Source organism: Fibrobacter sp. UWH5, from assembly GCF_900142505.1.
In the GTDB taxonomy this organism is placed as follows: Bacteria; Fibrobacterota; Fibrobacteria; order Fibrobacterales; family Fibrobacteraceae; genus Fibrobacter.
Window position 1 is genome coordinate 238,257 of the sequence record NZ_FRBB01000002.1, and the last position, 20,158, is coordinate 258,414.

A 20,158-nucleotide genomic window follows, 5' to 3' on the forward strand; every position below is an offset into this window, starting at 1 on the left:
AGTAGTCCATGAACATCCTGATCGCTGACTTTGATCAGAAATTTATCAGCGACATCCAGCGTTCCTGGTCTGTAGCAGGCACCAACCTGCGTACTTGCAGTACCGAGAGCGAACTCATGCCTATTGCAAAAGAAGGTTCGATAGACCTTGCGTTTATCGAGGTTCCTTTCTTGATGCAAGACAATATGGATATGGTGAGCTACCTCAAGGAACGCCACCCGGGAATTGAAATTTTTGTACTGTGCGATGACCGCAACTGGCAGGGAGCAGCCAGCGCCATCACCCGCGGAGCCAACAGTTTCTTAAAGAAACCCGTAACGCTTTCGCTACTGGAAAGCACCGCACAGAAAATCCAGGCTCAGCTTCAGAACAAGTCCAACAACCAGCTCATGGAGTCTCAGGTGCTGGACAGCCTTTTGGGAAACACTCCCGAAATGCGAAAGATTCTGAAGACGGTCTACAAGATCGCCCCTACCAACAGCACAGTCCTCATCACCGGCGAATCCGGTTCCGGCAAGGAATTCCTGGCCAACGTGGTACACCGCTACAGCAAGCGAGCCAACGAGCCCTTCGTAGCCGTAAACTGCGGAGCCATTCCCGAGAACCTTGTGGAAAGTGAATTGTTCGGTAGCAAGAAGGGAGCCTACACCGGCTCTACCACCGACAAGAAGGGCTTGTTCGAATCCGCCAACGGAGGCACGCTCTTCCTTGATGAAGTGGGCGAACTTTCTCCTGCGACCCAAGTCAAGTTGCTGCGATTCTTGCAGAGTCATGAAATTCGCAGGGTAGGCGAAACCGAAGCCCGCTACCTGGACGTTCGCATTATCGCCGCCACCAACAGGAACCTGCAAGACCGCATGGTCAGCGGAAATTTCCGCGAAGACCTGTACTACCGACTGAACACGTTCCATCTGCAATTGCCGCCCCTTCGCGAACGAAAGGCTGCGCTTCCCAACCTGATTAAATACTTTATTCTAAAGAACAAGGAAAGTCAGGGCAAGGATATTGTAGATGTGGAACCGGCGGCCTTGTATGCCCTGACCAAATACCCCTACCCCGGCAACATCCGTGAACTGGAAAATATTCTGGAACACGCCATCGTGCTATCCGAGGGGGGCATCATCCGTTTCGAAGACCTCCCCGAAAACGTCCAGAACGTTTCCCGAGAGGCTACCGTTGCTATTCCCCATATCAAGCGGGAAGCAGACAGCGAGACTGAAGAATCTGCTGAGCAGAATGCCGCCACGGAATCTATCGATTACGGAACGGTTGTTTTCAACGCCCCGATCAGCCCCATTGCCATCGCCCACGAAAGCAGCCCCGCAACGCCGACTGTCGCCGCCCCCGCAGCAGCACCCGTCGAAGAAAACGACGACCTGATTACCCTCGAGGAAATGGAACGTCGATATATCCTTCGTGCCCTCAGCGTCTGCAAGAACAACAAGACCCTGGTCTGCAGCAAACTAGGCATCAGCCGCGCCACCCTATGGCGCAAGCTTAAAGACCTCAAGATTGAAATGAACGGGGAAGATTAGACTTCAACGAGAGTTGCCACCAGGCAGCTATCCTTGGTGTTACCGCTTCCATTAAAATCAATGTCCTGGGAACGTTTCCAGGCGGTCTGTGCGTTTCCATGTACAGAAGCCACCGCATCCCGGACATCGCGGGCAAAGGCGTTCAAATTGAATTCGCTGTAGTTGGAACTGACCATGAAAAAGCCACCCTTGTTCAGGATGGTCGCACAGTCTGCAACCAGCGGCATCAAGTGTTCCCTGACGTTAAAGTTCGCACCCTTGAATCGGGCAAAGCTGGGCGGATCCAGAACGATGCCGTCGAACTTGAGGCCTTTCTTCTGAGCCCAGTGAACGTACTCGATTGCGTTACCACGGAAGAATTCTCCCGGGCGCAAATCCAGTCCATTCAGCTTAAAGTTCTCGCGGCCCTTGTCCAGAATCTTTCCGCTAATGTCGGCATTGGTAGCGATTTCAGCACCGCCGAGGCGTGCATGAACAGAGAAAGAACAGGTATAGCTGAACAGGTTCAAAAAACGCCTGCCAGCACAGCGTTTACCTATTTCCAAGCGCACAGAACGCATATCCAGGAAGAGTCCCGGATTCACCGTATCCAGCAGGTCGATGTTGAATTGGGCAGGTCCTTCGTGAACAATTCCCACGGAATCAGCAGGAGAACCAACTAGGACCTCCATAGGGGCGTTTTCGAGGGATTTTCCAGCCCGAGAAAGGCGTTCCTTAACCACAAGGCATACGGGATTAAAAACGTCTGCTATGGCCGTGGCAACGGCCTTTTTCTGACTCAACAGTTCAGGTCCAAAAAACTGAATCTGAAAACGGTCGCCAAACTTATCCAGAGTCAAGCCGGGAAAGCCATCTGCTGCCCCATTGACAACACGATAGGCATCCGTCACATCAAAGAGAGGCGAACGTTTTTCGTGGGCTTGCAGCAGAAGATTCTTGAAGTCGGCCATAGAACAAATAAAAAGGAGCCCACAGGGTCTCCTTACTTATCCATAGTTTTGATCTGATTGACGAATTCGTCAACTTCCTTGAATTCGCGATAGATGGACGCAAATCGCACATAGGCGACCGCATCCAGTTTCTTCAGTTCCTGCATGACCAGGTTACCGATCTGATCGTAAGTCACTTCGAAATTTTCGGTAACGGTCAAGGCGTTTTCAACGTTGATCGCCAGCTGTTCCATATCAGAAACGGAGACAGGACGTTTCTTGCAGGAGTTGATGACTCCGCGAAGAAGTTTTTCGCGCTGGAACGGTTCATGTTCCCCGTTGCGTTTGATAACAGTCAAGGGCTGAAGTTCCACGTACTCACGAGTGGAGAAGCGGCGACCGCATTCCACGCACTCGCGACGGCGCCTGATGTAGGAACCGATAGCGCGGCTATCAACGACCTTGTCGTTATCTTTCTTGCAAAACGGGCAAATCATATTGGTATTGAGGTATGAGGTCGGGCCTATGGCCCTAGAGGAGTGAGGTTCCGAAGATAAAACAGAGATTTCACACTTGCTTTACCCCAAAGCCTTGCGCAGCAAGGCGAGCTCACACCTCGAAGGCGCAAAGCGCCGCCCTCACAGCTAGTTATTCTTCTTGAATTCCTCTACGTTAGCCTTGTATTCAGCCAGGTATTCCTTGGCTGCGGCAACAACGGCTTCCGGAGTGTAACCGAATTCCTTTTCCAGGACGCCAGCCGGAGCGGAAGCACCGAAGCGTTCCAGACCGGAAACCTTACCAAAGCCACCTACAACCTGAGCGAACAGCAGCGGGAGACCGCTGGACTTGGCAAACACCGGAGTCCACGGAGTGATGACGGAGTCGCGGTATTCCTTGCTCTGGCTCATGAAGAGGGCCGGGCTAATCATAGAAACAACGCGAACCTTGAGGCCTTCGGCACGGAGCACTTCAGCAGCGTCGTGAGTCAGGAGCACATCGGAACCGTTAGAGACGAAGGTGAGGTCCGGACGGGCGGAACCGCAGTTATCACTAACAACGTAAGCACCCTTGCGGCACTTGGCAGCTTCAACCTTGCGATCGCCGGGGAGAGTCTTCACGTTCTGGCGGGTCAGGATGATGGTAGTGGGGCTATCGTTGTTTTCGAAAGCCATTTCCCAGGCAGCCACAGTTTCAAAAGCGTCAGCCGGACGGAGGACCAGCATTTCAGACTTACCGTTAGCCTTCTTGAGGCCTTCCAGAAGACGAATCTGAGTTTCGTGTTCGATGGGCTGATGAGTGGGACCGTCTTCGCCAACGCGGAAGCTGTCGTGGGTGTACATAAACTTAACAGGCAGACCCATGAGAGCAGCCATACGGAGCACCGGCTTCATGAAGTCGCTGAACACGAAGAAGGTGGCGCAAATCGGGTAGAGACCGCCGTGGAGGGCGATACCGCAGCAGATAGCACCCATGGTCAATTCTGCAACGCCAACCTGGACGAAGCCGCCCTTGAAGTCGTTAGCGCGGAAGATACCGGTCTTGTTCAGGAAGGCCTGAGTGTTATCGGAGTTAGAAAGGTCAGCAGAAGAGCAGATGCAGTTCTTCACATTTTCAGCCAGGTGGCCGAGGATGGTACCGGAGGTAACGCGAGTTGCAACGCCTTCCTTCAGTTCCAGACCGGAGAGGTCGATCTTCGGAGCCTTGCCGGAGAGCCATTCCTTGAGGGTTGCAGCCTTTTCAGGATTTGCAGCGTCCCAGGCAGCCTTGGCCTTCTTCCAGGCTTCAACTTCCTTGCGGAGTTCGGCCTTGCGGGCTTCGAATGCTTCTGCAACTTCGGGGAAAATTTTGAACGGATCAGCCGGATCGCCACCCAGATTCTTGACGGTAGCGTCGGTAGAAGCACCAGCGGCATTCAGCGGCTGGCCGTGAGTGGAAACAGCACCTTCGAAGGACTTACCGTCTTCAGCAATGGCACCCTTGGCCATGGTGGTGTGACCAATCACGATAGTGGGCTTTTCAGTTTCTGCCCATGCTTCCTTGAAAGCCTTACGGAGAGATGCAATGTCGGAACCATCAGCCACGTCGATAACGCGGAAGCCCCATGCTTCGTACTGCTTCTTGAAGTCGTGGCTCATCACGTCTTCGCAACGGCAGGACAGCTGGACCTGGTTTGCATCGTAGAAGAAAATCAAGTTAGAGAGTTTGAGGTGACCAGCAACGCGGCCCACGCCGTAGGCGATTTCTTCTTCGAGACCGCCGTCGGAAACCAGGCAGACCACCTTGTGGTTCAGGATGTCGCCGAAACGTTCCACCATGAAGCGTTCTGCAATGGCGTTACCCAGGGCAACTGCATGACCGATGCCCAGAGGACCACTGGAGTTTTCGATGCCAAGAGCCACTTCAACTTCCGGATGACCGGGAGTACGGCTGTTCAGCTGGCGGAAGTTCTTCAGGTCTTCCATATTGAGCTTACCCTGGAGGGCAAGTTCGGAATAGAGAAGTGCAGACATATGGCCCGGATCCATGAAGAAACGGTCACGAGCTTCCCAATTGGGGTTTTCAGGATCGAAGCGGAGGAATTCTGCGAAAAGCAGGCTGATAGCATCAGCTGCACCCATGGCTCCACCCGGATGACCGGACTTAGCCTTCTGCACCATGGCAGCGGAAAGAATTCGAACGTTGTCAGCCGCTTTAGTAACGATCGCGTCTTGCACTTTTTTACCTCTCTCTATATAATAGGCGATGAGCCGCCCTTAAAATTTGAGCCAAATTTAGTTTTTTACATAAAATTCTCAAGGCCACATATCCCACTACGTGAACGAAAACGGGAATTTCAGCCCCAAGCAGTACACAGACGTTCACTAAACGAAACAAAAAACCTCATTTCTATAAAAATTTGAGTGTTTCTCTGCCATCTTATTTTTTTTATGTTCATTATCATGAAAACGTCTCGTTGTCCTATCTGGGTCTTTGTATGGTCACTCATCCTGGCGACCAGTGTCTGGAGCATACCCGCCCCCGAAAAGAACTACGAGGTAAGACAACCTGACGGAACCACCCTAACCGTAACCAAGAAGGGGGACGAAAGATTCCATTACGTCGAATCCGTTGACGGCTACCCCATGACCCGCGACAGCAAGGGCGTACTCCGTTACGTAGGCGATGACGGCAAACCCTCTTCCAGAAAGCCGCACAAAAAATCAGACGCCCTCAGCAAACTCCGCGAACAAATCAGCAACCCTATCAATCCGGACGCCCCGGCAAAAATGGATAGCGCCAATACGGAGCAATCCACCCCGTCGCCCCTCCGTATGCCCGCCGTAAATCCCAACCTGAAATCCGGAGAAAAAAACGTCCTAGTCGTCCTCGTCCAATTCCAGGATGTGAAATTCTCATCCGAGAATCCCCAGGCCGTTTTCGATAGTCTACTCAACCAGGAAGGATACAAGCTAGGCGGAAATCAGGGCAGCGCCAGAGATTACTATGTAGACAATTCCCTTGGCATATTCAAGCCCCACTTTGACGTGGTCGGTCCATTCACTGTCAGCAACACAGTAGCCAATTACGGAGAACTATCCCGCAACGGAACCATGGGGGCGCAAAACGCCTTGAAGGAAGCGCTGGACTCTCTTAAAAAACAGAATTTTGATTTTAGCAAGTACGACAACGACAACAACCGTTACCTAGACTTCGTCCACATGATCTTTGCCGGCTTCGGCGCCCACGATTCCAAACAGGATTCATCCATTTGGCCCCATAAATGGATATTCAGAAGTCCCTACAGGGTTTCGACATCCCTGAGAAAGACCTACTACGTAGAACCCTACGCCTGCAGCGCCGAACTGGATGGAGCAACGAACCAGCAAGATTCCACGACAAAAATAACATCGGGTGTCGGGCAGTTCCTTCATGAATTCAGCCATCTGTTAGGTCTTATGGACCTGTATTCAAACAACGATACCATTTTCACGCCTTCCACCTGGGACCTTATGGACGCCGGAGCCTACGACCGTCTAACGACTAAAGAAGCGGCAGGAACGGTTCCGCCAAATTTATCTGCATTTGAGAGACTTTCACTGGGCTGGATTTCTACTACGGAATTGAATATAAAAGGATCCGTCAAACTGAGTGGCCTCCAGAACAACGTCGCCCTGCAAGTGACCAGCCCCAAAAATCCCGACGAATTTTTCTTGATGGAATACCGCAGTTCCTCGGGATGGGACAAAGCCTTGCCTACCCACGGCATGCTCATATGGCATATCGACTATAACAAGAATGCCTGGGATTCCGCCGCCGTAAATACGGGCGTTCACCTGCACGTAGACATCGAAGAAGCCAGCGGAAACGGAAGCTATCAGAACCGAACAAGAACGCCATTCCCCGGAAGTGCGCGAGTCAGAAGTTTTAACAAATTCATCACCTGGGGCAACACAGACCTGGGGGTATCCATTAGCAATATTTCCGAATCTCGCAACTATTCCTACATCACGTTCAATGTGGATATGGACGCCGACTCAGGAAGCATCGACCTGATGGAAGGTACTGCAGAGGACCTGATGGAAGTACCCTCGGACAGCGTTCCCGTGGATGAAGAAATCATCGATCTCCAGGTATCTTCCAGCAGCAAAGCGGAAGTGGAACCGGAGCCTGAATCCAGTTCCGCCCCCTGGATTGAAATCGCCGAAGAGGACGTTGCCGGAAACAGGCTTTCGCAGACAAATTTTGAAAGCACGCAAGTCAAGACCTTGCAGGTTTTCTCTATGAACGGTCAGCTTTTATTCCAGGAAGAATTCACCGGCAGCATGCCCACAGAAAAGCTTCGCCATTATAGGCAACCATTGATGCTATCGGTAAGCCGCAACGGCAAAAAAATCGGGCACAGTTTATTTATATTTAGGGAATGAATTCTCTAAAGAAACTTTTGAAAAATCTGGCTCATGGTGGAACCATTGTCGGTCTTATCGTAGCCATCATAATTCCCTTTCTCATTTACCTCGGACCTAATGTAGGCCACAAGTCCACCATACAGATGCTGGATCTTAAATTGCCTATGCCCCTGTTCCTCGTGCAGCTCGCCGCAGGGATCGCCCTGCTTGTCATGCTTCACAAGGATTTGCGCGATTGGCTCAAGTCCATCCTTCCGGCGAAACCTTACTGCATCGCCATCCTGGTCTTTACAGCAGCCATTACCATTTTTGCCGGCACCCAGATTGAGGCCCGCCATCGAGTCCAAAGCGATGAAAGCATTTTCCTTTCTGTTGCACAGAACATGTTCTACAACCAGGAATCAGGAACTTGCAACCAGGGGTACTTCGAAAACGGTTCCCTGAACTGCATCGCCAAATCCAACAGCTTCAAGACCAAGGGTCTGGCATTCCTCTACCTCATCGGCATGCCGTTCCTCGGCACTGATCTTCATTGGATATTCAACATGGAATTGGCCATGCTTCCTCTGGCCATCCTGCTCATGTTCCTGGCCGTGGTCGCCTGGACAAGGCAACCGCTCCTAGCCTTCTTCGCCTCCCTGTTAATGGCGCTACAACCCACCGTACTTTTCCAGTTCCGCGCCATGTCCGTGGAACCCCTCTACATTTTCCTTTCGGCCCTGGCACTCCTGGTTTTCAAATGGACCTATGACCGTAACACAATCAAGCATTGGGCCATACTGGCACTGGTTCTGGCCTTCTTCGCCCAGACCCGTCAAGAAACAGTATTCTGCTTTGCGCCCTTCATCCTGTTTGCATTACCCAAACTGTTGGATTCCAAAAGCGCCAAGTGCCCCACCTTCTTCGTTATCCTTTCCGTATTCTCTACCCCCGTTTTGCTGACCATCAGCTACTTCCAGGGTTTCGGTTTCCAGGGGGGCGAATTCAGCGCCCACGGCCACTTCCTTGAAGACCTGGTCAAGAACTGGCAAGAGATGACCTTACCCCTCAAGGAAAACGGCGAACTGACCAACCCCTTCCTGACTTACTTCAACTATCTGTTTGCCGTTGGCGGAATCTACCTGCTATGCAGAGCCGTCTGGGATTCCGTTAAGGGATCCGGAGAAAGCCGCTACTTCTATCTGAAAATGCTGGCGTTCCTGCTCCTCTATCATATCCAGACCTACATGATTCTTGAAAACGTCTCCGGGGATTTCGGCATCCAGATCAACCAGCGCTACAGCCTAGTCATGATTCCCAGTATGGCTTTCGTGGCAGCACTGCCCATAGCCCACTTGATCCAGGCATTGGCCAACAGCCTAAGCGACAAGAAGCCTTCGCCGGTCACTCTGATCGCCATTATGATACTGGTCGCCCTCGGCTTTACCGGGTGGACGTTCCACTACAAGGCAGACTTCAACAACAACATCATGTATAACCGCAATCACCTGACCGTAGAAGAACATTCCATCCTAGAATGGCTGGGAGAACTTCCCAAGAAACCGAGGATGTTTATCTATGGCAGACCTTGGCACTTTGTCGGTTACGGAATTTCTTCCATTCATTATGACAGGGCCAGAAATCTGTCCTCCGAAAATATGCAGAAATTGATAGATCGCTACCAGGGAGAAGTCTATTATATCCGTGGACTGGATTGTTGGGATAGCAAGACCTACCACAAGAAAGCAGTGGAACACCGCATCCCCACCACTTGCGACGTATTCGAGCGCGAAATGGAAATGGACGGAATCAAGAACATCCTTATTACGAACAACTACTGGGTTCAAATCGCCAAGTTTAACGGTCGCAAGAACTACAATACTCAAAAGATTATTGACGTCCAGGAACCCAAGCTAACCGAAGCACAGCCCGCAGAAAAAAACTTGAACGAGGTTGATGAAAACACAGACGTAAATAAAGTCGTCACCGACACCTTGAGCATTTCCTACTCCCTAAAGGAATCTAGCGAAGCCATCGCAAACTGGGAACTGATCATTACTCTGAACAACAAGATTATGATCCGCAAGCCTTACCAACTTGGTGAGTTCCAGCAGGTCACCTCGACGGAGGCCTTGCAGCCCGGTTTCAACCAGTTCCGCTTTATAGTTAATGACACAAGTAAGCAGAAAAAACTGGCAGACAAGGTGATTAACTATATGAACAAGGAAGGTGGCGCCATTCCGCTAACCGAATTGAATTATGAAAGTCATCAGCAAGGCTGGGGCAATCTTCACTTCAACACAAGCATCGAAGGGAAGAAGATGACCGTTGACGGGCAAAATTACGACAGCGGACTGGGAACCCATTCCCCCTCCCAGACGACTTACGATGTCGGCGGCAAGTACTCCCTATTCCGCACCACAGTGGGTCTGGATGACGAATCCCTCTGCAGTGACGGCGTTTTTGTAGAAATTGAAGGTGACGGAAAGGTGTTGAATTCTACACCGGTCTTCACAAATGGTACCGCACACACCTTAACAGTTCGTATTGAAGGTGTCCAAAAGCTAACTTTGAAGTCGACCCCCAAGGGCAGCAAGGACTGCACTCACGTAGACTTCGTAAATGCAGTTCTTATTCCCTAGTTTAAATCGGTTAGGTTAAAATGCTTTTATCTGTTATTATTCCCGTCTTTAACGAAGAAGAAATCGTTGCCAAGACATACGAAGTTCTTGAAGAAGAACTGAAAAACGTGGAACATGAATTAATTTTCGTGAACGACGGATCCAAGGACCGCACTCGCGAAATTGTAGAAGGTTTACTTCCCAGCAACCCCAACAACAAGATCGTGAACTTCAGCCGCAACTTCGGTCACCAGGCAGCCTTTAGCGCAGGCCTGGACAAGGCTTCTGGCGATGCAGTCGTCATTATTGACGGTGACCTGCAGGACCCGCCCAGCCTGATTCACGAAATGCTGGAAAAGTGGCGTGAAGGTTATCAAGTTGTCTACGCCCAGCGCAACAAGCGTGCCGGCGAAACCATTTTCAAGAAGTTTACCGCATTTGCATTTTATCGCCTTATCGGCAAGTTGACCAGCATCGAGATTCCGCCCGACACAGGCGACTTCCGTCTTATGGACCGTTGCGTGGTGGACCAGCTGAAGAACCTGCCGGAACGTAGCCGATTCCTCCGCGGTCTCGTGTGCTGGGTAGGCTTCAAGAAAATCGGAGTCAAGTACGATCGAGCCGAACGTACTGCAGGCACATCCAAGTATCCCCTAAAGAAGATGCTCCGACTGGCGTTCGACGGCATTACTGGATTCAGTTCCGCCCCCTTGAAGCTCAGTTTCTACGCAGGCATGTTTGCCACAATCGTGGGACTCGGTCTGTTCGTCTGGTCCATTATCGAAAAGATTTTCTACCCCACCACCACGGTTCCCGGCTGGGCATCTCTCATGACGGCCATCGTATTCTTTGGCGGTGTACAGTTGATTTCCATTGGAATCATGGGCGAATACATCGGACGAATCTATGACGAAGTCAAGCAGCGTCCCCTGTACATCGAAGACAAGAAATAGTAGACAGCCACGAGTGATGAGTGGCGAGCATTGAGATTTAAACAAGGCGGCGAAGCCGCGTTAAACAGAGCAGAAAGCAACGCAGTTGCGAGCTCGAAACAGAAAACTGAAAGCAGAATATGAACAACAAATTATTCGTTATGAGTGCCGCTAGTGGCGCAGGCAAGACCACCCTCAAGGACCTGGTCATCAAGGACTTTCCGGACATCAAGTATTCCATCTCTGCAACCACCCGCCAGCCCCGTGCCGGTGAAGTCGATGGCGTTCATTACTTCTTCAAGACCAAGGAAGAATTTGAAGAACTGATCAAGAATGACGGTCTGATTGAATGGAATGAAGTTCATGGAAACTACTATGGAACTCCCAAGAGTTTCGTTGAACAGACTCTGGCCGAAGGCAATCGAGTCCTGTTTGACCTTGATGTTTTCGGCAAGGTGAATTTTGACAAAGTCTATCCCACTGCAACAGGCATCCTGATTCTCCCGCCCAGCGACGAAGAATTGGAACGTCGCCTCCGCGGTCGTGGCACCGACTCCGAAGAAGTCATCCAGCTCCGCCTTGCAAACGCCAAGAAGGAAGTTGAATTTGCTAAAACTCAGGGCAAGTACGAACACATCATCGTCAACGACGACCTGCAAAAAGCCGCCGACGAACTCCGCGCCATCCTGAAAAAGAAATAAAAAATCGTTGAAATAAAACAGTCAATCCCGAGTCCTCTCGGGATTGACAAACAAAAAATCGTTGAAGCGAAACTCAACGACCAGAATGTGCAACGCACATTCTGAGCAGGGGGTCCAGGAGGGCAGTTAGCCCCCATGCATCTTTATAGAAGCTCTCTTTAGGCGATCGTTCAAGGCCATCCCCACCCCAACATTGGGAACCGGGTCCACCAAGATCAAATCGTATTCCGGCAAATCCAGATCATGCATGTAGGCATACAGTTTGGCGGTCGCTTCCAACATATCTCCCTTTTCGGAAAGATTAAGGGTAGCGGGAATCGGCCCGACGGTATCACCAAATGCAATACGCACAGTATGTTCCGGAAGTTTGAATCCGGCAGGAACCTCGCCGTAATAAAGAGGCACCTGAGGGCGGTAATGGGTATCGCACTGGCCAGGAGCGGCCATGGGTTGACCCGGCTTGGATGTAGATTCCTTGATAGCCACCTTACCCAAGACCTTCTCCACCATTTCGGGAGTTATGGCACCGGGGCGAAGAACCGTAGGAATTTCCGTCACCACGGATATGATGGAACTTTCAACGCCCACGTCGCAGGCGCCACCATCAACAATACCCGCCAACCCACGATCAGCCAGCTGGTCTGCCACATGCTGGGCGGTTGTGGGGCTCACGTGCTTAAACAGGTTTGCGCTAGGGGCCGCCAAAGGCACACCAGCCTTGCGGATAATTTCCTGGGCAATGGGATGAGCCGGGAAGCGTACAGCTACAGAAGGAAGGCCGCTAGTACACAGGTCAGGGATGCAATCCTTCTTGGGAAGGATCAAGGTCATGGGACCAGGCCAATAAGCTTCAGCCAGCTTGTAGGCCGCCTCGGGAATATCCTTGGCAATATCCTTCAACTGTTCCACATCGCAAATATGAACAATCAGGGGATCAAAGGTCGGACGTTCCTTAATGGCAAAAATCTGTGCCAGAGCCTTAGGCTCGTATGCATTGCCGGCCAAGCCGTAAACCGTTTCGGTAGGAATAGCCACCACCTGCCCGTCTGCCAAAAGTCGGGCGGCTTCATCCACTGATGTCCAAGGGGGAAATTTCATGATGGCCCAAATTTAGAAATTTGACACCGATTCTGCTAGATGCAAAAAAGGATGGCCCAAAGGACCATCCTTAAATTTTTGCATTTATCCTTAGGTTTCCGCTTATTCTGCGGTTTCGGCAGCGGGAGCCTCTGCAGAAGCATCAGCAGCTTCTTCAGCCTTGGGTTCATCCTTGCGGCCAAAAGCGAACACCTTGTCGCAGGCGGAGTTAAAGCGGTTCCAAGTCTTCTCGGAATGTTCACGGGGAACGGCACCCACTTCCTTCCAGAGGCGACGGAGGTGCTTCACCTTGTTCATGGAAGCGCCCACGGTAGCTTCGCTCAGGTCGGTCAGCAGGTCTTCGGCCTGTTCGCAGAGCAGCAACTTCTTCTGAAGGTTGTTCTGGCGAGCCTGTTCCTGAATGTCCAGCTGGTCACGACGGCGGGTGAAGAAGTCATCGCAGATTTCGCGGAAGCGCTTGTACATAGTCATGTCTTCGGCGCCGCAAGAACCGGCTTCACGCCATTCCTTCTGGATTTCGCGGACAGCATCGGCCAACTGGTTGGATCCGGCGCTTTCTGCAAATTCAGAAACCTTGTTGATCATTTCCTGCTTCTTGGCCTTGATTTCGGCAAGGGCGGCAGCCAGGGTTTCATCGGCTTCTGCCAGGCGGGCAAGAATCTTATTGTAAACGGTATTGAAGCGATCGCTGATAGCTTCTACAGCTTCCTTGGGAACCATACCCAAAGACTTCCATTCTGCTTCGGCGGCCTTCAATTCTTCCAGGGAAGTCTGTTCGCTAGTACCTTCCAGCTTTTCGCAAAGGGCGGTCTTGGCCTCCAGATTCTTCTGCTTGGAAGCATCCATTTCTTCGAAGTGAGCACGCTTCTTTTCAAAGAAGGCATCGCAGGCGGTACGGAAGCGAGTCCAGATTTCGTCAGACTTGCTCTTGGGTACGGGGCCAGTAGCCTTCCATGCATCCTGCAGCTGTTTTAACTTGTTAGAAGTTGCATTCCAGTCGCTGGATTCATGAATGGCTTCTGCTTCCAGGCAGAGGGCAACTTTCTTTTCGTAGTTAGCTTCGCGGGATTCATCTTCAGCCTTCAGGTTTTCCTTATGCTGAGCATAGAAAGCGTTGGTAGCGGCCTTGAAACGTTCGGTAAGGGCAGCCACGTTTTCCTTGGGAACCATGCCGATGTTCTTCCAGGATTCCTGGAGTTCCTGAACGGACTTGAACTTGTCCTTCCAGAAAATTTCAGCATTGGCAACCAGTTCTTCGATCTTCTGGCAAATGGCTTCCTTGTCGGCCAGGTTCTTAATGCGTTCTGCATTCATCTCTTCGATAAAGGCAGTGCAGTTTTCCTTGACCTTTTCATAGTAACCCTGGAAGCGATCGCGGTAGTCCTGAAGCTTTGCTGCAGATACGGGGCCGATTTCCTTCCAGCGGTTGCTGAATTCGCGGAGCTTGCTAAGAACGTTCTGGCTAGCTTCTTCCTTGGTCAGTGCTTCCATTTCGGTCAGCAGTTCATCGCGAGCCTGTTCGTTACGCCAGTTTTCCCACTGCTGCATTTCCTGGAAACGGCTGGTAGCAGCCTTATATTCCTGCCACAGGTCGTGGTACTTGAACTTCTGTTCGCCAACGATTTCCTTCCACTGGTTGTAGCATTCACGAACCTTCTTGTTCAGTTCGCGGAAGTCTTCATTTTCGTCGAAGGACTTGACCTTTTCGATAATGGCCTTCAGCTTGACGGAGTTTTCTTCAACCATCTTCTGAGCGGATTCAGTGAAGGAAGAAATCTTTTCGGAAAGCTTATTGCGAAGAGCATTGTAGGACTGAAGGATCGGATCTTCACCTTCAAGCAGGGGCAGCTTTTCCCATTCGCGGACAATGCCGTGAAGGTGCTTACCGGTAGTTTCATTTACGTCGGTGTCAGCCAGAGCCTGCAGACGTTCCAGCAGTTCCGGACGGGCGGATTCGTCAGCAGCGTCTACAGCAGGAGCATCCACCACCACAGGCTTGCGGACTTCCTGAACCTTGAAGTAGGCGTTGTTAAAGCGCTTGATCAAGGAGGCATCCATCATGGACTTGCCTTCGGCCCAATCGTTCAAGATAGCGTCAACGCGTTCTGCGCAATCGGCCAACTTGTTTTCGGAAACCAGCTGTTCCAGTTCTTCGAGGCTAGCAGAAAGAGCGGCAATCTTGGCGGCCTTTTCGGCGGCAGCCTTTTCAGCGGCAATCTTTTCGGCATTGGCTTCATCGCAGAACTTATTAAAGCTTGCATAAACTTCATCCAGGGCAGCCTGCTTGTCACCCATGCCCAAGGCGCGGGCTTCGGCCATCAGTTCTTCAAACTGAGACTTCACAGCCAGAGGATCCTTCTGGGCAGCCAGGTGATGTGCCTGACCCAGCAGAGCCTCCTGCTTACCAGCCAACAGAGCAGCAGCCTTCTTGCCACCATCTTCGGCTTCCTTCTTGGCGCGAATCTTATCGGCCACCATCTTACGGACGGAAGTATGCTTGGAGCTCTTGGCGATGTCAGCCATAAAGGATTCAGAAGTCACCTTTTCGGCAGCGGCCATGGCAACGGATTCCTTGGCATCGCGGGTAGCCACAATGGTAAGAACGCTAGCCTTGGTGCAAGACTTCACCAGTTCTTCGCGGATGGCATCGCAAGTAGCGGCAGCCTTCAGCAAGTCATCGGCGAAGTGAGTATCCTTAATTTCAGAAAGCAGTGCAATATCTTCACTCGTTGCAGAATCCAGGGACTTCAGCTTCTTGACGATTTCTTCCAGATAGCGGTTCTTTGCCAGGGACTTTACACTTTCGTCGGCATCATTCTGAGAGATGCGCTTGAGAGTATCCAGGCTAGCCACCTTCTTGACGGCAGCTGTACGAACACGAACATCCACGTCGCTGGCAAGACCTTCAATAATGTCCTGATCGTCGACTTCGTCTACTGCCTTGAGGCGGATAGCGGGGTCAGACTTTTTCCAGTTCGGTTTTACAAAATCAAATAAGCTCATAAATTTCTCCAATAGGTAGACAAGCCCTTGGGGGCTCGTGTATAGCATAATCTAACTAAAAAAAGTTTTGTCAATAAAAAAATGGCAGAAATTAGGTGCTTTTTACACTATTAACTATCTTTGTTGCCGTGGCAAGACGAATTCCCAAACTAAACGCCCCCGAAGAAGTTCATAACAAGCTCAAACCCGAGCTGCTGACCGACTTCTGCGAAGTGTACATCCCCATGGCTCCCGATGTCTATACATACGGAGTCCCTGTTGGCGTCACCCTGAAACGCGGTGATGTTGTATGGGTTCAGTTCGCCACACGCAAGAAGCCTGCCCTGGCCGTAGTTTCCAAGGTACACCAGCAGCGGCCCTCATTCCAGGTGCGCCCCGCCTACCCTCACCAATCCGGATACTCCTTTAACGAACGATACATGGAAAATCTGGAATGGGTCGCCAGGTATTATATAAGCACGCCAATGAAATCGCTATTTGTTTTTTGGCCTGCCGATTTTGAAAAGTTCCTGGACGCCCTGGCCGCATCGAAAAATTCAGACTTGCCGGCAGACACCCCTAGTGCAACCGTAAAGCCATCCGCAGAATCTACCGCCCAGCCGCCGCTGACGTTAGAACAAAATAACGCACTGCAGTCCCTAGTCGCCGATCTTAACGGCACCGGTTTCCGCGGCACCCTCCTTCACGGCGTTACCGGTTCCGGCAAGACCCGCATTTATCAGGAGTTAGCCCGAGTCGCCCTGAGCCAGGGCAAAAAAGTTTTAATCCTGGTTCCCGAAATCGGTTTGACACCGCAGACATCCAAACGGTTTGAAGACTTTCTGCAAGTTCCCATCGTGGTTCTGCACTCCGCCCTGTCCGCCCCCAAAAAGCGAGAAGGCTATCTGTCCATTATGCGCGGTGATGCAAAAGTAGTCCTTGGTACCCGCAGCGCCATTCTGGCTCCCTTCGACTTTGACCTTGTCATCTTAGACGAAGAACACGATTCTTCTTTCAAGCAGCAGGACCCTGCCCCACGATATCACACCCGTGAACTAGCATTCCACTTGGCATTCAAGCATGGAGCCCTTGTGGTTTTAGGCAGCGCAACTCCTTGCCTTGAAACCTACACAAACGCACAAACCGGAAAGCTAAAGCTGTTGACGCTAAAGGAACGCGCCACCCAGGCACCCATGCCTCACATCGACATCGTAGACATGGGCAAGAACCGCCAGCAGAAAGGCATCATGCTCTCCCCCGCCCTCCGCGAAGCCCTGACCGAAAACGTGGCCGCCGGAGACCAGGCCATCATCCTGATGAACCGCCGCGGTTATTCAAAGGTTCGAGTCTGCACGGAATGTGGAGAAACCCTTTACTGCAAGAACTGCCACATTCCTCTGGTATATCATAAGCAGTACCGTTCTCTCATGTGCCATTACTGCGCCACCCTCTACCCCGTAAACACCCCCTGCGGCAGCTGCGGAGCAGACACCTACGAATTCGTGGGCGGAGCCATCGAAATGCTGGAAGAAGAAATCAACGGCTGGGTTCCCGGAGCCAAAGTCATCCGCATGGACCGCGACACCACCCAGAACGTAGGTGCCACCGAAAAAATTCTGGACCAGTTCCGCAGCGGTGAATTCAACATTTTGCTTGGCACCCAGATGGTTGCCAAGGGCCACGACTTCCCCGGAGTTCGCTTGGTAGGAATCGTCGGAGCCGACAGCGGCACAGGCATCCCCGATTTTAGAACAACCGAACGTCTTTACCAATTATTGAGTCAGACGGCAGGTCGAGCCGGCCGAGCCTCCCGCAAATCCGACGACCCGCAAAGCGACCAAGGCCGAGTCTTCATTCAGACTTTAAAGCCCTCCGAGCCGGTGATGCAATTTGCCATTCACCATGACTTCGAAGGTTTCGCCTCCATGGAAACTGACGACCGACAAGCCGCCTGCTACCCGCCCTTCTGCAAGCTGGTAGAAATCAGCTGCGGCAGCAAGGACCCAGACCTTTTACGCCATACGGTGGAACGTCTAGAAAACATCCTCCGCGCCGACAAGAGCTTTATGGTATTAGGCCCCGTAGACGCCTTCGTCCCCATTGTGCAAAACGTACACTGGACCAGACTCTACATCAAGACACAGGATCTGGCCCCCGTGCGGAGAATTCTTTCGCCCATCGTCAACTCCCCCAAACCCTGGGTTATGGGAGTAGATATAAAGGTGGAAATTCAATAGGAAACGCATACAAAAAAAACGGATGTTCCTTATAGGAGCATCCGTTCTTCATTAGAAACGTTTTGACTTAGAACACAAAGGTAATCACACCAGCCAAAAGACCTGCACCGGCAACGCCATAGAAAACGTTACGGAGCGTCTGATGATGGTCGATATCATCTACAGCCTTTTTCTGAGCAGCCTGTTTTTCTTCGTAATTGCTGAACACAGAAGTGTTATAATCGTTAGCAACATCATTAGCCTTTGAGTTCTCATAGATGCCCACACCTACACCACCGGCAATAAGAACTGCGGCAGCAATTCGGGTCCATGCGCGCCAAGTCCAGGACTCGCCAGACTGCTGCTGAGTCGAAGGCATATCGCTACCGTAGGCATATTCTGCAGTAAGGCCGCGGGTTTTCAATTCTCCAGCAAGAATAGAATCGGACTTGGCTTTCCAATTGACAAATTCAGGTTCATTGGCAAATTCATTCACAGAGAAAGAACCGTCCACGTCAAAGGGAACTCCGCCACGGCTCAAGTAAAGATTGGACATTGCGATATAGCGGTCGCCAGCCTGAGTCTTCAACGGGAAATTCAGATATTCCACTTCGGTCTTGAAAGGAGCGGAACGATCAAAGGTTGCAGCCTTGTCAATCGGCATTTTCATCACACCGCTAAACAAGAACGGAGTTGCGACATCCAAGGAATCCACCACAGACACGCTGAAGGTTTCAGCTTCAGAATCATAAGAACCAATGGTCACCTGAGCCTTGGGAGCTTCGGCACGAATAGTCTCCGCCTGAACAGCAACCATGTAGTCGTTCAAGACTTCAATGGCGCGAAGCAGACGTTCACGATACTTGTCACAACGGGAAATCAGTTCACTATACTGACGGTTTCCTTCTTCTTGCCACTGATCCCTACGGCGAGCGAATTCTTCGGATGATTCGTTTGGCTGCTGGGGAGACAACTTGGGGTAAGTGGCCATAAACTTGTTGATCATCTGAGTGCGTTCGCCATCAGTCTGTCTGATACGATTTTCGATGATAACCACACGAGCCTTATACTCTTCAGACTTTGTGGAATTCTTGAGCAGAAGTTCAGAAAGTTTGATTTCACCTTCTCTAGAGAAAATGCTCTGTTCTTCAAGAACAACATCAAGTTTCAACTTGGTATTGGCCTTCAATTCAACTTCTACAACTCTTGTTTCGTAAGAGGGATAAGAAACGGTCACCGTCAACTTGCCAGGAACAACGCTTTCGAACTTAGCGGGAGCTTCCAAGGACTCACCCGTAGTAGACAGAACCACTTGAGCATTTTCGGGGAAGGTACGCACTTCTACATCGGAGTACATACCAGACTGAATTTTCCTGATTTTATCAGCCGCTTCTTCAAGTTCAGCGATACGCTTTACTGCAACGCGGGAACGTGCTTCAGAAAGTGACTTAACTTCCTTGTCGTAGACAGCTCTGCGTTTTTCAAAATCAGCCATCTTTTCAAATTCGCCCTTGGGAGCCAGAGGGGGCAATTGAGCCTTGACATCGGATTCAATCTGCTGTACGAAAATGTGGGCGGCGGTAACGCTGTCCATAATCAGCTGCAGTCGGTTGGAATAAATGTTAAAGTCGTCGGTATCCTTGGCGGTCAACTTATCCAGATCCAAAGCGGCACCAGCAGGAGCCACATTAGCCACAGGGGCAGGACTCTGCGGAGCCGGTTCTGATGCTACGGGAGCAACCGACGGTACGAAAGTAGCAGGTTGTTCGGCAGCCGGAGCGGAGGCCGGAGCAGGAGCGGGCTGGGCCACAGGGGCGGGTGCAGGAGCTGGGGCCGGAGCGGGCTGGGCCACAGGGGCGGGTGCCGGGGTAGGAGCCGGAGCGGGCTGGGCCACAGGAGCGGGTGCAGGAGCTGGGGCCGGAGCGGGCTGTGCCACAGGAGCGGGTGCCGGGGCAGGAGCCGGAGCGGGCTGGGCCACAGGGGCGGGTGCCGGGGCAGGAGCCGGAGCGGGCTGTGCCACAGGAGCGGGTGCCGGGGCAGGAGCCGGAGCGGGCTGGGCCACAGGAGCGGGTGCCGGGGTAGGAGCCGGAGCGGGCTGTGCCACAGGAGCGGGTGCCGGGGCAGGAGCCGGAGCGGGCTTAGGAGCAGGTTTTGCCGCGGGAGCAGGTTCATCCCAACCAGCGTCGTCCCAACCTACAGAATCCCAATCATCAGCCAAAACAACCGAACTGCAAAGTACTAGCGCTCCAAAAAGAACTTTTAAATTCATATCGCGTCCC

Annotated in this window: 12 protein-coding genes; 6 read left to right on the forward strand and 6 right to left on the reverse strand. The window is 51.7% G+C overall.

The window, feature by feature from the left end; translation table 11 throughout:
* The first annotated feature begins 8 nt into the window (after window positions 1-8).
* Window positions 9-1,535: a sigma-54 dependent transcriptional regulator gene (locus BUB38_RS03770; protein ID WP_073157238.1), complete on the forward strand. Its 1,527-nt coding sequence runs from the start codon at window positions 9-11 to the stop codon at window positions 1,533-1,535.
* Here BUB38_RS03770 and BUB38_RS03775 read toward each other — a convergent pair.
* From BUB38_RS03775 to BUB38_RS03785, 3 genes are all read right to left on the reverse strand, one after another.
* Window positions 1,532-2,485 carry a class I SAM-dependent rRNA methyltransferase gene (locus tag BUB38_RS03775; protein ID WP_073157241.1) on the reverse strand — a complete coding sequence of 318 codons (954 nt, stop codon included), beginning with the start codon at window positions 2,483-2,485 and terminating at the stop codon, window positions 1,532-1,534. The two genes, BUB38_RS03770 and BUB38_RS03775, sit on opposite strands and share 4 nt — an antisense overlap.
* Before the next feature lie 32 nt (window positions 2,486-2,517).
* Entirely contained in the window at window positions 2,518-2,961 is a 444-nt protein-coding gene (gene nrdR, locus BUB38_RS03780) for a transcriptional regulator NrdR (protein WP_073157245.1), read from the reverse strand.
* A 147-nt stretch (window positions 2,962-3,108) separates the two neighbouring features.
* On the reverse strand, window positions 3,109-5,178 hold the full coding sequence (locus tag BUB38_RS03785; RefSeq protein WP_073157248.1) for a transketolase family protein: 2,070 nt from the start codon (window positions 5,176-5,178) through the stop codon (window positions 3,109-3,111).
* Between the two features lie 225 nt (window positions 5,179-5,403).
* Here BUB38_RS03785 and BUB38_RS03790 point away from each other — a divergent pair, with 225 nt between their 5' ends.
* From BUB38_RS03790 to gmk, 4 genes are all read left to right on the forward strand, one after another.
* On the forward strand, window positions 5,404-7,368 hold the full coding sequence (locus tag BUB38_RS03790; protein ID WP_175547635.1) for a M6 family metalloprotease domain-containing protein: 1,965 nt from the start codon (window positions 5,404-5,406) through the stop codon (window positions 7,366-7,368).
* Entirely contained in the window at window positions 7,365-9,971 is a 2,607-nt protein-coding gene (locus BUB38_RS03795; RefSeq protein WP_073157254.1) for an NPCBM/NEW2 domain-containing protein, read from the forward strand. Before BUB38_RS03790 ends, BUB38_RS03795 begins: the two co-directional genes overlap by 4 nt.
* Before the next feature lie 20 nt (window positions 9,972-9,991).
* Complete coding sequence (locus BUB38_RS03800; RefSeq protein WP_073157257.1) at window positions 9,992-10,903, forward strand: glycosyltransferase family 2 protein; 912 nt, start codon at window positions 9,992-9,994, stop codon at window positions 10,901-10,903.
* 119 nt (window positions 10,904-11,022) lie between these two features.
* Complete coding sequence (gene gmk / locus BUB38_RS03805) at window positions 11,023-11,583, forward strand: guanylate kinase (protein WP_073157260.1); 561 nt, start codon at window positions 11,023-11,025, stop codon at window positions 11,581-11,583.
* A gap of 126 nt (window positions 11,584-11,709) precedes the next feature.
* On the opposite strand, the gene BUB38_RS03810 is transcribed toward gmk, so the two are convergent.
* Entirely contained in the window at window positions 11,710-12,681 is a 972-nt protein-coding gene (locus tag BUB38_RS03810) for an L-threonylcarbamoyladenylate synthase (protein ID WP_073157262.1), read from the reverse strand.
* Between the two features lie 102 nt (window positions 12,682-12,783).
* Window positions 12,784-15,684: a DUF349 domain-containing protein gene (locus tag BUB38_RS03815; RefSeq protein WP_073157265.1), complete on the reverse strand. Its 2,901-nt coding sequence runs from the start codon at window positions 15,682-15,684 to the stop codon at window positions 12,784-12,786.
* Window positions 15,685-15,812: 128 nt separating this feature from the next.
* Here BUB38_RS03815 and priA point away from each other — a divergent pair, with 128 nt between their 5' ends.
* Complete coding sequence (gene priA / locus BUB38_RS03820) at window positions 15,813-17,900, forward strand: replication restart helicase PriA (protein ID WP_073157419.1); 2,088 nt, start codon at window positions 15,813-15,815, stop codon at window positions 17,898-17,900.
* Between the two features lie 67 nt (window positions 17,901-17,967).
* Here priA and BUB38_RS03825 read toward each other — a convergent pair whose 3' ends face one another.
* Complete coding sequence (locus tag BUB38_RS03825) at window positions 17,968-20,148, reverse strand: PEGA domain-containing protein (protein WP_139258210.1); 2,181 nt, start codon at window positions 20,146-20,148, stop codon at window positions 17,968-17,970.
* Between the last annotated feature and the right edge of the window lie 10 nt (window positions 20,149-20,158).